At 61.6% G+C, this 13657-nt stretch carries 11 protein-coding genes; 4 read left to right on the top strand and 7 right to left on the bottom strand.

All coding sequences use genetic code 11. From position 1 onward, the window contains the following. Nucleotides 1-33: 33 nt before the first annotated feature. The 3 genes from ASE94_RS09675 to ASE94_RS09665 are packed head-to-tail and all read left to right on the top strand — an operon-like array spanning nt 34 to nt 2109. Complete coding sequence (locus ASE94_RS09675) at nt 34-486, top strand: YeeE/YedE family protein (RefSeq protein ID WP_062630238.1); 453 nt, start codon at nt 34-36, stop codon at nt 484-486. Then, the gene (locus tag ASE94_RS09670; protein WP_062630237.1) at nt 486-950 is read left to right on the top strand and encodes a DUF6691 family protein; all 465 of its coding nucleotides are present in this window, start codon (nt 486-488) and stop codon (nt 948-950) included. The genes ASE94_RS09675 and ASE94_RS09670 overlap by 1 nt, the downstream gene beginning before the upstream one ends. Further along, nucleotides 943-2109, top strand: coding sequence for an FAD-dependent monooxygenase (locus tag ASE94_RS09665; protein WP_062630236.1), 1167 nt, complete (start codon nt 943-945; stop codon nt 2107-2109). Before ASE94_RS09670 ends, ASE94_RS09665 begins: the two co-directional genes overlap by 8 nt. Before the next feature lie 75 nt (nt 2110-2184). Here ASE94_RS09665 and ASE94_RS09660 read toward each other — a convergent pair whose 3' ends face one another. The 5 genes from ASE94_RS09660 to ASE94_RS09640 all read right to left on the bottom strand — a co-directional run bounded on the left by ASE94_RS09660 (nt 2185) and on the right by ASE94_RS09640 (nt 8094). Beyond that, complete coding sequence (locus tag ASE94_RS09660) at nt 2185-2913, bottom strand: invasion associated locus B family protein (RefSeq protein WP_061907350.1); 729 nt, start codon at nt 2911-2913, stop codon at nt 2185-2187. A gap of 205 nt (nt 2914-3118) precedes the next feature. Further along, the gene (locus ASE94_RS09655; protein WP_062630452.1) at nt 3119-3766 is read right to left on the bottom strand and encodes a glutathione S-transferase family protein; all 648 of its coding nucleotides are present in this window, start codon (nt 3764-3766) and stop codon (nt 3119-3121) included. 119 nt (nt 3767-3885) lie between these two features. Continuing rightward, nucleotides 3886-7371: a transcription-repair coupling factor gene (gene mfd / locus ASE94_RS09650; protein ID WP_062630235.1), complete on the bottom strand. Its 3486-nt coding sequence runs from the start codon at nt 7369-7371 to the stop codon at nt 3886-3888. Next, nucleotides 7368-7646: a succinate dehydrogenase assembly factor 2 gene (locus ASE94_RS09645; RefSeq protein ID WP_062630234.1), complete on the bottom strand. Its 279-nt coding sequence runs from the start codon at nt 7644-7646 to the stop codon at nt 7368-7370. Before ASE94_RS09645 ends, mfd begins: the two co-directional genes overlap by 4 nt. A 94-nt stretch (nt 7647-7740) precedes the next feature. Then, nucleotides 7741-8094 carry a PRC-barrel domain-containing protein gene (locus tag ASE94_RS09640; protein ID WP_062630233.1) on the bottom strand — a complete coding sequence of 118 codons (354 nt, stop codon included), beginning with the start codon at nt 8092-8094 and terminating at the stop codon, nt 7741-7743. Nucleotides 8095-8195: 101 nt separating this feature from the next. Here ASE94_RS09640 and recG point away from each other — a divergent pair, with 101 nt between their 5' ends. Beyond that, nucleotides 8196-10304 (top strand): ATP-dependent DNA helicase RecG, encoded by a 2109-nt coding sequence (gene recG, locus ASE94_RS09635; protein WP_062630232.1) that lies wholly within the window; start codon nt 8196-8198, stop codon nt 10302-10304. A gap of 116 nt (nt 10305-10420) precedes the next feature. Here recG and glmS read toward each other — a convergent pair whose 3' ends face one another. Then, entirely contained in the window at nt 10421-12247 is a 1827-nt protein-coding gene (gene glmS, locus ASE94_RS09630; RefSeq protein WP_062630231.1) for a glutamine--fructose-6-phosphate transaminase (isomerizing), read from the bottom strand. Nucleotide 12248: 1 nt separating this feature from the next. Further along, a complete protein-coding gene (glmU, locus tag ASE94_RS09625) occupies nt 12249-13598 on the bottom strand; it encodes a bifunctional UDP-N-acetylglucosamine diphosphorylase/glucosamine-1-phosphate N-acetyltransferase GlmU (protein ID WP_062630230.1) in 1350 nt (449 codons plus the stop codon). Nucleotides 13599-13657 lie beyond the last annotated feature (59 nt).

The following is a 13657-nucleotide window of genomic DNA, read 5'->3' as shown; positions in this document are numbered from 1 at the left end:
CTCTGGTTCCATCGTCACCCCAGAAGCATCGTCATGGAATCGTTTTCGCCTTTAAGTGCCGCCATCGGCGGTTCGCTGATCGGCCTTGCGGCCGCAATACTCTGGCTCGGCAATGGCCGCATCGCCGGCATATCCGGGATCTTTGGCAATCTGCTGCCGGCGACGCATTCCGCGCTTTGGCGCGCCATTTTTCTCGTTGCGTTGATCGCCGGGGCATGGGTAACGGCGCATCTCTTCCCGCAGCTCGGGGTGGGCGGCGTCAAAGCTGCCACACTCGTGCCGCCACCGGCTGGTTGGAACATTCCCATGCCGGTCTGGTTGATCGCGGCTGGCCTACTCGTCGGCTTCGGAACGCGCATCGGCAATGGCTGCACTTCGGGTCATGGCGTCTGCGGACTCGCCCGCTTGTCGCTTCGCTCATTGGTCGCCGTCGCTGTGTTTTTCGGTGTCGCCATCCTCACCGTTACCGTCACGGGGATCGTCTGATGACCCGCCTGCCCTATCTGGCGACTGCCGCGCTCAGCGGAGTGCTCTTTGGCGCTGGACTCTATGTCTCGCAGATGGTCGATCCGCTCAAAGTACTGCGCTTTCTCGATTTCACCGCGATTCCGTCGGGCGGCTGGGATCCGAGCCTTGCATTTGTGATCGGGCCAGCGATCATCGTGATGTTCGTGGCGGTTCGCCTCGGCCGCCGCCGCAACGCGCCGCTCTTTGACACGCATTTTCATGAGCCAAAGACAAAGCAGATCGATCTGCGCCTCATCCTCGGCGCGGCGCTTTTTGGCATCGGCTGGGGCATGTCCGGCATTTGCCCCGGACCCGCTATTTCGCTGATCGCCTTTCCGCCCGAAGGGATCTGGCTGTTCCTTGCGGCAATGCTGGCGGGCTCCTATCTCGGAGGCATGGTTCCAGCGACATTCGGTGCAAAAGAGGCGATCCAGAATGACTGAGCGAAGTGCCGATATCATCGTCGTCGGCGGCGGTCTCGCCGGGGTGGCGTCGGCGGTCAGCCTGGCGCGCACCGGCTTTTCCGTGCTGCACCTTGCGCCAAAGGCGCCGCCTGATCGACGCACTTCCGCACTGATGATGCCAAGTGTCGAATTCCTGCTGTCAGCCGGACTGATCGACAGCGCCGCGAGTGTGGGCCATAAGCTCAGCGCGATCCGCATCATCGACGCAACGCCTCGCCTGATCCGCGCGCCTGAAACGGTTTTCGATGCCAAAGAAGCCGGACTCGACGCCTTCGGCTGGAATTTCGCCAATGCCGCGCTCCTCGAAAATTTCCAATCCGCAGCGCCGGAAACGGGCCTTTCCACGCGCAACGAGGCGGTTACCGCCTATCGCCGGGAAGATGGGTTAGGCTTCGTTACGCTCGCCGATGGCAGCGAACTGGCGGCACCACTCGTCGTCGGGGCCGATGGCAAGAAGTCATTGATCCGCAACGCGTCCCAGATCGCCGCCCGAGAAAACAAATTCGAAGAATCGGCGCTCGTCTGCGATCTCGAAATTGGCCGCTCCATCGGCGGCACGTCCGTGGAATTTCATTATCCGCATGGGCCATTTACGCTGGTGCCGGCCGGCGGCAACCGCGCCAATCTCGTTTGGATCGATGAGGAACCGGTTCTGCGGGCTGCACAGACCGGCGGCGCAGATGCCCTGCTCGCCGCCTTCCGGCAAAAGTCGCAAAACCTCTTTGGCGACATCAAACTCGTCTCGCCAAGCGTGATTTTCCCGCTCAGCGTCCTCAGCGTCACCGAGGCCGGACGGGATGGAACCGTGCTGGTCGGCGAATCTGCGCACGCTTTCCCGCCGATCGGTGCGCAGGGGCTCAACCTTGGCCTTCGCGACGTTGCCGATCTGGTGGCCGTGCTTTCGTGCGTCGATCGCAGTCATCCCGATTGGGCAGAAACGGCCAGCCAGGCCTATGCCGAGCGTCGGGCTGCCGACTTGGCGCGCACCGGCACCATGGTCGACACCCTCTTCCGCTCGCTGCTCGCCGAAATGTTGCCGAGCCAGGCGCTGCGCGCGGCCGGTCTTTGGGCCCTCAAACTAATGCCGCCACTGAGGCGCGGCGCGTTCTCGCTGGGCATGGGCCGTCGATCGGCTTAAGTCCAAATCCAGAAGCCAAAATAAAAAGGGCGCGACCGAGGTCGCGCCCTTCGTGTTTCAAAAGCCCGAAAGCTTTTACTGTGCTGGCGGGGTCGCCGGCGTTTCGGTACCGGCAGCCGGGGCAGCAGGCGCATTGGTCTGGTCGGTCAACTGCTGACGAAGCGTTTCGGCGCGATCCTGAAGAACCTGCTCGAGAGCGTTCTCGCCCGAGGTTTCCTGCTGGAACTGCTCGAAGGTCATTGCAGAATCGCTGTCATAGGCAGCGGTGAAACCTGCGAGGTTGATCTCGATGGCGAGGTCCTGGTTCTGGCGGTTCTTTGCTGTCAGCGTCAGCTTGCCGCCGCCCTTGAGCGAATTGACATACTGCTCGTTGATCACGAGCTGGGTCGCGCACGAAGTCGGGTCACAGATCATGTAGGGCACGCGAACGGGCTTGGCGCCGTCGATCTGCCAGGTCAGGCCGAATGGCAGCAGCACCCCAAGCGGCACGGCAGCAACGGCGAGAAGACGCGATTCCTGACCCGGATCGTCACGCAGCAGGAACGAGCCGAGGAACTGACCATTGGCCAGAACCACCTGGCGCATGATGCATGCCTTCTGCCCATCGGGCAGCGGATCGCAAACCTTGAGCCAGTTCTGGGCCGGAGTGGCAGCCGGAGCCGCTGCCGCATCGCCTGCTGCAGGAGCAGGAGCGGCCGGGGTTTCGGCAGCGGGGGCAGTGGTATCCTGGGCAAAGGCCGTCATCGGCGAAAGAAGCAGCGCGGCTGCCGTAACCACGGCAACGAGGGGTTTCCTGAATTCCATAGAGTGTCCTTGCCTTCCTTGGCGGTCTCGGCGGCACTCCGCCACCTAGAAACTTACCTGCCCTTCAAGGGCTCAAATCGGGCAATAACATGACCGGAACCCCTTGCCAAAATATTATGAGCCCCGCGCACCGCAGGGAATATGGCGTGCCTCACTAAACATTTACGGGGAAGGCCGATCAGACAGCATTGGGCCAATGCCAAACTCAGGCACCAGTGAGGCCATTGATCGCAAGCTGCGCGGCAAAGGCGCGCTGGTAAGCGGGTCGCGCTTCGGCTCTTGCAACATAGGCCGCAAGCGTTTCGTTGCGGGCGAGCAGGCCGGATGGCTTGAGCCGCTGCAGCACATGAACCATCATCAAGTCGCCCGCAGTGAACTGGTCTTCCAGCCATTCCTTGTCGCCCAGATAGGTGGATAGTTCGGCAAGACGCGCATGGATGCGCGCCTCCACCAGCGGCAGCCGTTCTGCCGCCCAGGCTTCCTTTCCTTCCACCAATCTAACCGTCACGAGGTCGAGGATTGGCGGCTCGACAGTCCCGATGGCCGCGAACATCCAGGTGATGGCGCGGGCTCGCCCGTGCGCGTCGCGCGGCAAAAGACCCTCGTGGCGCTCGGCGATATGGAGAATGATCGACCCGGTTTCGAACAGCACCAGATCGTCTTCGAGATAGGCCGGGATTTGTCCGAACGGCTGCACCGCCCGATAGGCCGGCTCTTTGAGGCCGGCGAAGGATACGAATTGCACGTCGTAACTTTGACCGACTTCCTCGAGCGCCCAGCGCACGCGGGTATCCCGCGCCAGACCCTTGCCGCCATCCGGCGAGCGTTCGAAGGCGGTAATGGTGATGGTCATGGCGAATTCCTCGATGGCGTCGTGCCGCCCGTGGGCACGATCTTCTGCCATCCCGACGAGGCGCGTCAGGCTTGTTCGACAAAGATTTTACGAAATCTGCGCCGGGGACCGCATTGGCCTCAGGCGCTCGCCTCCGCCATCTTCGACATTTTCGAGAGGATTGCTGCTGTGCCCTTGAGACGCTGCTCCGGTGTCGGCCAATTGCGCGCAAAGACCAGCTTCTGATCGGGCTTGATGCGAACCTGATTGGCGGGGTCGCTGACCATTTTGACCAGTGCCACCGGATTGGGAAACTCGTTGTTGCGCAAAGTCAGCACCGCGCCCTTGGGGCCGGCATCGACCTTCTCGACATTGGCGAGGCGACAAAGCGACTTCACCAGAATGACCTTGAGCAGCGCCTCCACTTCCTCAGGAAGCGGCCCGAATCGATCGATGAGTTCGGCACCTGCCGCATCGATATCGCGAATGTCGGTGAGATCGCCGAGCTTGCGATAAAGCTGCATACGCAGGGTCAGGTCGGGCACATAGTGTTCGGGGATCATCACCGGCATGCCGAGCGAAATCGCCGGGCTCCACTCGTTGCGATCCTCGTATTCTTCCTCGCCATTCTTAAGCGCGGCAACAGCCTCTTCCAGCATGGATTGGTAGAGCTCGTAACCGACCTCGCGGATATGGCCCGACTGTTCGTCGCCGAGGAGATTACCCGCACCGCGAATATCGAGATCGTGGCTCGCGAGCTGGAAGCCTGCGCCGAGGCTTTCGAGCGATTGCAGCACGCCCAGGCGGCGCTCGGCCGTGTCGGTGAGCTTCTTGTCCGGCGGCACGGTGAACAGCGCATAGGCGCGCTGCTTGCCGCGACCGACGCGGCCGCGGATCTGATAGAGCTGCGCCAGGCCAAAGTTGTCGGCGCGATGCACGATCAGCGTATTGGCATTGGGAATATCGAGCCCGGATTCGACGATGGTCGTTGCCAAGAGGACGTCGAACTTGCCGTCGTAAAAGGCATTCATGATGTCGTCGAGTTCGCCCGGCGGCATCTGGCCATTGGCGGTGACGAAGCTGACTTCGGGCACCTGCTGGCGCAGGAATTCCGCAATATCGGGCTGATCCTTGATCCGCGGCACGACGTAGAAACTCTGCCCGCCGCGATACTTTTCGCGCAGCAGCGCCTCGCGGATCGAGAGCGGATCGAATGGCGAGATGAAGGTGCGGATGGTGAGGCGATCGACTGGCGGCGTCGCGAGAAGGCTAAGATCGCGCACACCGGTGAGCGCGAGTTGCAGCGTGCGCGGAATCGGCGTTGCCGTCAGCGTCAGCACATGCACATTGGCCTTGAGCTCCTTGAGGCGTTCCTTGTGCGACACGCCAAAGTGCTGCTCTTCGTCGATGATGAGCATGCCCAGGTCTTTGAACTTGATGGTCTTGGACAGAAGCGCATGGGTGCCGACGACGATGTCGACCTGACCATCGGCGAGGCCTTCCTTGGTGGCCTTGAGTTCATTGGCACTAACCATGCGCGAGGCATGGCGCACGCGAACTGGCAGGCCCTGGAAGCGCTCGGAGAAGGTCTTGAAGTGCTGGCGCGCCAGAAGGGTCGTCGGCACGACAACCGCCACTTGCTTGCCTGATAGGGCAACGGCAAAGGCCGCGCGCAGCGCGACTTCGGTCTTGCCGAAACCGACGTCGCCGCAGACAAGGCGATCCATGACCTTGCCCGTGGTGATATCGTCGAAAACCGCCTTGATGGCCGTAAGCTGGTCTTCCGTTTCCTCATAGGGGAAGCGGGAGGCAAATTCGTCATAGGCGCCGGCGTTGATGTCGATAACATCCGCCTTGGTGAGCAGGCGCTGTGCAGCGAGCTTGATGAGTTGCTCCGCCATTTCGCGAATGCGCTTCTTGAGCTTGCCCTTCTTGGCCTGCCAGGCGACGCCGCCGAGCTTGTCGAGCGTGACCGAGGCATCGTCCGACCCATAACGGGTCAGCAGCTCGATGTTTTCGACCGGCAGATAAAGCTTTGTCTCGCCGGCATATTGCAGTTCGACGCATTCATGCGGTGCGCCCCCTGCCTCGATGACCTTGAGGCCAAGGAAGCGGCCGATACCATGATCGACATGGACGACGAGATCGCCTGCTGACAGAGACGCCGCCTCGGTCAGTGCGTCGGAAGCCTTCTTCTTGCGCTGCGGGCGGAGAATACGTTCGCCTAAGATATCCTGCTCGGACAGCACAAGCAGGTCGAGCGTCTCGAAGCCGGTTTCGAGCGGCAGCACGACGAGCGAGGTGGTCGCCGCGCTGGTCGTTTCGGCATCGCGCCAGTTTTCCGCCATGCGCGGATTAGTCAAGCCATGGTCCTTGAGAACCTGCCCCATGCGATCGCGCGTGCCTGCGCTCCAGCAGGCAATGATCACGCGGCGACCGGCGCGGCGTTCAGCCATCAGCCGATCGACGACTGCCTGAAAGAGGTTGATGTCCGAGGCGAGGCGTTCGGCGGCAAAGGTCGGCGCAATATGGCCGCCGGCATCGTCGCCCTTCTTGGTGTTGGGCGACAGAAACGGCGAAAGCTGAATGACCGTGGCGCCGGCCAAAGCCTGCGGCGCCATATCGAGATCATAAAGAAGCTCTGGTTTGATGGGCTTATAGGGCGCCCCTGCCCCCGCTACTGGCGGCGCCAGGCGGGCCGCTTCGCGCGCATCATAATAATCGCGGATTTGCGTCGCGCGCTCGGCAAAGGCTTCACCAACCTGATCGTCGAACACGAAGGGCGCATCGCCGACATAGTCGGCCAACCGATCCATGTGATCGTAGAAAAACGGCAGCCAGTGTTCGGTGCCTGAATAGCGCGAGCCGCCGCTGACCGAGGCATAGAGCGTGTCGTCGACGGTGTTGCCGCCAAAGGTCGCTGTGTAATTCTGCCGGAAGCGCCGGATGGTCTCCTCATTGAGGATGACTTCGCTCATCGGCGTCAGATCGATGCGCTTCAGCGTGCCTGTGGTGCGCTGGGTATCGGGATCGAAGGTGCGGATCGATTCGAGCTGGCTACCGAAAAAGTCGAATCGCAGCGGCGCTGCAGCGCTCGCCGGATAGAGATCGACCAGCCCACCCCGCACCGCGAATTCACCGCTCTCGCGCACCGTCGGCACGCGCAAATAGCCATTGTTGGCGGCCCAGGCGATCAGCTTTTCGCTGTCCACGATACGACCGACCGCAGCCGAAAACGACATGCTCTCGACTACATCGCGCGGCGGGAGCTTCTGAATCAGCGCATTGACCGCCGTCAGCACCACAACGCCCTTGGCGCCACTGGTGAGCGTCGCCAGCGTGCTCATGCGTGCAGCGATGGTTACGTTATTGGGCGAGACGCGATCATAGGGCAGGCAGTCCCAGGCGGGCAGCGTCAGTATGGTGTGGCCGGGCAGCATGGCACCCAGAACCTCCGCCATGCGCTGCAGGCGACGTCCATCGCGCGCGACGAAAACGAGGCTCGCGGCATCGTCCGGCGCGACTTTGAGCCGGTCTTCCACCAGCTTGGCCAGAACCATCGGCTGCATGCCATCGGGCACGTTGGACATCGTCCGCACGGAGGGAAGACCAGTCATCTCGTTCATTTTTCGATCCGTGCCTGATGGTCGGCGATCACCCGGTCAAGGAAATCACGATCGACATGCTCCGGCGGCTCTTCCTGCCGCATCACCCATTTGAGCAGCGGCGGGTCTTCCTCGTTCATCAGCGCTTCGAGCCGGTCGAGCGTTGCTGTGTCGAAGCCCTCGATATTGGCATCGCAAAATGGCCCGAGCACCAGATCCATCTCTTTGGTGCCCCGATGCCAGGCGCGATAGCGCAAGCGCTTGCGACGAATAGCAATGTCCTCACCGGCCGTCATTTGAGACACCATGATGCAAGTTTGTTCCCGATTTGGACATGTCTCTTACGCGGGTTGAAAAGGCTTGTCACCCTCTGCCACAGCGCCAGGACGCCTATTCCTCAAACGGCGGAAGCCCCTCATATTCTTCGCCACTGAGCTGGGTGACGATGCGATTGTTGATCAGTTCAGCGCTCGCCAGTTCCAGCACGACGATCCTGCCGCCGCCGCCGACAGTCACAGCCATCGGGGTATCGGCATCGTCACCCAAAACCTTGCCGACCGTTCCGAGCAGCTTGCCCTCGCTGTCATAGACTTCCTTGCCGACCGTCTGATCGACCGTCAGGCCGAGAACGGCGATCGAGGCATTGGGGTCGGTCAATTCAACCAGCGGCGCCTTTTCCTGCGCGAAACTGGCGCCAGCCATCAGGCTGGCCAACAGGGCGGCGGTGATGATGGTCTTGCTCATGGCTTTTTCTCCTGGTCTTCCGCAACCCGCCTGAACGCAACCGGTTCCGCTCTGTTCTTCTCCTGTTCTTTTGTGCGACGTTTCGGGCAGGAGAATCACTCGTGTCGCGCCCAGAAACTCTTCAACCGCTGTTCCGCTCACTCCACGCCATCAAGGGTGTCGGGGACAAACTCGGCGCGCTGCTGACGCGGTTTTTCGGCGCGCCCGATGGCCAAGAAGCCATCGTCCTCGACATCCTGATGCATATGCCGTCCGGCGTTGTCGATCGGCGTCGGCAGGTCGGCATTGCCGAGGCCTATCTCAACCAGATCGTCACGCTCAAACTCCACATTGACCGCCACCAGCCCCCGCCGCGCGGACGCGAGCACATTCCGCATCGGGTCTTCGCCCATGATGAGAGCGGCGATATCAGCCTCGTCTTCTTCCGGGCCCAAGGCGGCTGGGTCGAAAAGGCGCTGCCGGTCGGCGAGGAGCGCTATGTCTCGGGCAAGATCGATTTCTTCAACGGCGAAAAGCAGATCACGCATCCGGACTACGTCGTCGAGGCAGAAAAATTCGCCACTCTGCCGCTCGTTGAGCCCGTCTATCCGCTCACCAATGGCCTGAGCTCAAAAGCCCTCGCCAAGCTCGTGCGCCAGGCAGTAGAGGCCGTCCCTCCATTACCCGAATGGATCGACGACACCACCCTTGCGCAACGCAAGTGGCCGACCTTTGCCGAAGCCATGCGCATGGTGCATCTGCCGGAAAATCCGGGTGAAGCCGAACTCTGGGCCCCTGCCCGGCAACGCCTCGCCTATGACGAATATCTCGCCGGTCAGATCACGCTCCAGCTTCTTCGCTCGTCGATGGTGTCGGAAGCCGGCGTCGCGCGCCGATTTACGGGAAAGGTTACGTCAAAGGTTGCCCAAGCGTTACCGTTTTCGCTGACTGAAGGGCAAAACCAGGCCATCGAAGAAATCCGCGCCGACCTCGCCTCGCCCGAGCGCATGTCCCGGCTTTTACAGGGCGATGTCGGCTCCGGCAAGACCGTCGTCGCCCTGATGGCGATGGCTGCGATGGCCGAATCCGGCGCCCAATCCGCGCTGATGGCACCGACGGAATTGCTGGCCTCCCAACACTTTAGGACCATCAAACCGATCTGCGACGCGGCCGGCCTCGGTTGCGCGCTCCTCACCGGCAAAATGCCCGCCGGCGAGCGCCGCGCCATCCTCGCCGGCCTCGCCGATGGCTCGACCACCATCGCTGTCGGCACCCACGCCCTCTTTCAATCCGGCGTCGAATTCAAGGACTTAGGCCTGACCGTCGTCGACGAACAACACCGTTTCGGCGTCCACCAACGCCTGGCGCTCTCTGAAAAAGGCCGGCACACCGACCTACTCGTCATGACCGCAACGCCCATCCCGCGCACGCTCGTCCTCACCCATTTTGGCGACATGGCCGTCAGCGTCCTCCGCGAAAAACCGCGCGGCCGCCAACCGATCGACACCGCCGTTCTCTCGATCGGCGATTATGACCGGGTCATCTCTCGTCTGCAGTCGCGCCTAGCCGAAGGCGCCCAAGCCTATTGGGTCTGCCCACTGGTCGAAGAAAGCGAAACCCTCGAGGTCGTTTCAGCCGAGGACCGTTTTGCTGAACTGCAAAAAATCTTCGGCCTCGACGTCGCTCTCGTCCATGGCCGCATGTCCGGCGCCGCCAAGCAGGAGGTCATGGCCCGCTTCAAGGCCAACGAAATCAAGCTACTAGTCGCCACCACCGTCATCGAAGTCGGCGTCGACGTGCCCAATGCTACGATCATGATCATCGAGCATGCGGAGCGCTTCGGCCTCGCCCAGCTCCACCAGCTTCGCGGCCGCGTCGGTCGCGGCTCCCAGCGCTCAGCGTGCCTTTTACTCTACAAAGACCCGGTCAGCGAAACTGCGAAAGCGCGTCTCGAAACGATCAAATCCACCGAGGACGGTTTTGAAATCGCCGAACGCGATCTCGAACTTCGTGGCCAGGGCGATATTTTGGGCACTCGCCAATCCGGCATGCCCGGCTACCGCCTCGCCGTCCCCGACGTGCACCGCCACCTTTTGGAGTTCGCGCACGACGACGCGAAGGCGCTCATGCAGCGCAACCCCGCGCTGACTGGTGACGAGGGCGAGGCGGCGCGCACACTGCTTTATTTGTTCAGGAAGGATCTAGCGATTCCGCTGATAAGGGCGGGCTAAATCGACCTACCCGCAGCTCCATCGTCACCACCGGCCTTGTCCTGGTGGTCCATGCGGAGGCGAGATGGATTGCCGGGACGAGCCCGGCAATGACGAAGGGCGGAATGATGTGCTGCCTACTCCACCGTAACCGACTTCGCCAAATTCCTCGGCTGATCCACGTCCGTACCCATGAACACGGCAGTATGATAGGCCAGCAACTGTACGGGTATCGTCGCCAATATCGGCGCGACAAAGGCGTGCACATGCGGGATTTCGATGATGTCGGCGACGCCATGTCCCACGGTCTTGGCGCCTTCGGCATCGGTGATCAGGATGATCTTGCCCCCGCGGGCCGCGACTTCCTGCATATTGCTCAGGGTCTTGTCGACCAGCTCGTCCGATGGGGCGACGACGATCACGGGCATGGCTTCGTCAACCAGCGCGATCGGCCCGTGCTTCAATTCGCCCGCGGCATAGCCTTCAGCGTGGATATAGCTGATTTCCTTGAGTTTTAGCGCGCCTTCCATGGCGATGGGGAACATCGGGCCACGGCCGAGATAAAGCACGTCCTTGGCCTTGGAGAGGCGCTTGGAAATTTCGATGATCTGGCCTTCTGAACCCAGCGCTGTCGAGACGGCCGATGGCAGCGCCGTGAGCGCACGAACAAGCTCGGCTTCCTCCTCGGCGCTGACAACGCCACGGGCGCGGCCAGCAGCGATCGCAAGACTGGCAAGCGAGGTCAATTGCGCAGTGAGCGCCTTGGTCGAGGCAACGCCGATTTCAGGGCCGCAGAGGATCGGGAAGACGACACCGGACTCGCGCGCAATGGTGGATTCCAGCGTGTTGACCAAGCTTGCCACATGCTGACCCTGGCTGGCGCAATAGCGCAAAGCGGCCAGCGTGTCAGCGGTTTCGCCCGACTGGGAAATGAAGAGCGACAGACCATTCTTGTCGAGCGGTGGTTCGCGATAGCGGAATTCGCTTGCCACATCGATATCGACCGGCAGCCGCGCATAGCGCTCGAACCAGTATTTGGCGACCGCGCCAGCATAGTAAGCCGTGCCGCAGGCGCTCATGGTTAGCCGAGAAAGATCAGCGAAATCGAAGGGCAGGTTTTCGCGGATCGCCACTTTCTCTGCGCCCATATCCACATAGTGGCTGAGCGTGTGCGAGATGGTCTCCGGCTGCTCGTAGATTTCCTTGGCCATGAAGTGGCGATGATTGCCCTTGTCGACCAGAAGCGCCGAGGCCTGCGAGAGCATCTGCTCGCGCTGCACGATGGCGTCCTTGCCATCGCGGATAGTGACGCCAGCCGGGGTGATCACGGCCCAATCGCCATCTTCAAGATAGGTAAGCTTGGACGTAAACGGCGCCAGCGCCATGGCGTCCGAGCCGAGATACATTTCGGTCGTGCCATAGCCGACGGCCAGCGGTGCGCCATGGCGGGCCGCTATCAGCAGATTGGTCTCGCCCTTGAACATGAAGGCGAGTGCAAAGGCGCCCTTCAGCTTTTTCAGCGTGCGCGCGACGGCGAGTTCAGGGTCTGCGCCGTTGGCAACTTCGCGGGTGACCCAGAGAGCGACAGATTCGGTATCCGTCTGCGTCTGAGGCAGGTAGCCGTCCTGAGCGAGATCGGCCAGAAGCTCGCGAAAGTTCTCTATGATGCCATTGTGGACTACGGCGACGCGATCGGTGGCATGCGGATGGGCGTTCGTTTCGGTCGGCGCGCCATGCGTGGCCCAGCGCGTGTGGCCGATGCCGATATGCCCGCCAAGCGGCTCCATGCCGAGCTTGGTGGCCAGATTGCCAAGCTTGCCCTCGGCGCGACGGCGAGCGATGAAGCCGCTTTCAAGCGTAGCAACGCCCGCGCTGTCATAGCCGCGATATTCCAGCCGCCTCAGGGCATCGACCAGACGATCCGCAACCGGCGCGTTACCGACGATTCCAACAATGCCGCACATCTTATTTCCCCTTGGCCGCTTTTTTGGCCAGCGCCTTTTCGCGCAGTTTGGGCGCATAGCCCGGCTTGTTCACTTGGCTCGCGCGGCCAAAGGCCAGCGCGTCATCCGGCACATCTTCGGTGATGACGCTGCCTGATGCGGTATAAGCACCATTGCCGATCGTGACCGGCGCAACCAGCGAGGCGTTGGACCCGATAAAGGCATTGTCGCCGATAATGGTCTTGTCCTTGTTCACACCATCATAATTACACGTAATGGTGCCCGCGCCGATATTGGTCTTCGTCCCGATCTCAGCATCGCCAAGATAGCTGAGATGCCCGGCCTTCGTGCCATCGCCGATCTTGGATTTTTTCACCTCGACGAAATTGCCGAGGTGCACGTCCCGTCCCAATTCGGCGCCGCCGCGGATGCGCGCGAACGGACCGATGCTTGATCCCTCGCCAATGACGACATCTTCGATATCACAGAAAGCGCGAATTTCGACATTGTCGGCGATTTTGACGCCTGGACCAAAAACGACATTGGGAAAGACGGTGACGTCGCGGCCAAGCTCGGTGTCCCAGGAAAACCAGACACTTTTCGGATCGCGCAAGGTGACGCCGTTTTCCATGGCTTCGTTGCGCTTGAACTCCTGGAACGTCGCCTCGGCTTCGGCCAGTTTCACGCGGTCATCGACGCCCACCAATTCCGCGGCATCGGCCTCGATGAAATCGACGCGGCGAGCGTCGCCCGCTGCCAGCTCTACCGCGTCGGTCAGGTAATATTCGCCCTTGGCATTCTTGTTCTCGATCCGGTCGATGACCGAGCGCAGAACCTCGCCCCGGAATCCCATGATGCCGGAATTGCAGAGGCCAATCTGCCGTTCTTCTTCGGTCGCGTCCTTGTGCTCGCGAATGGCGAAGATCTGTCCGTCCTTGGTGAGGAGCCGGCCATAGCCCGTCGGGTTTTCCGGACGGAAGCCGACGACAACCATGTCGGCGCCGCCATCGAGCTTCTCGACAATTCTGGCAATCGTTTCGCCCGTGATCAGCGGATTGTCGGCATAAAGCACGAGTACATGGCCCTGCGCCGCTTCATAAGCCGCTCTTGCCTGCTGCACGGCATGGCCCGTCCCTAGACGGTCAACTTGCTTGGAAATATGCGCGCTGGCTTCAAACCGGGTCACCGCTGCTTCCACAGCCTCGTGGTTTGGGCCCACGACAACGGCGATGGTCGAGCCCGCGGCTTTTGCCGTGCGCAACACGTGGCTCACCACCGGGAGGCCGCCCACAGGATGCAAAACCTTGGGCAAGGCCGATTTCATGCGCGTGCCTTCGCCCGCTGCGAGAATGATGGAAAGCAAGTCAGTCATCGGGGCACTCCGCCTCGTCGTCTTCTGTTTACCAATTGCCACGATTGTAAGGCTGCGGT

The sequence above is a fragment of the Devosia sp. Leaf64 genome, from assembly GCF_001421945.1.
Lineage (GTDB): Bacteria > Pseudomonadota > Alphaproteobacteria > Rhizobiales > Devosiaceae > Devosia.
The sequence above is the reverse complement of the archived record's forward strand: the minus strand, read 5'-3'. Positions and strand labels throughout refer to the sequence as shown.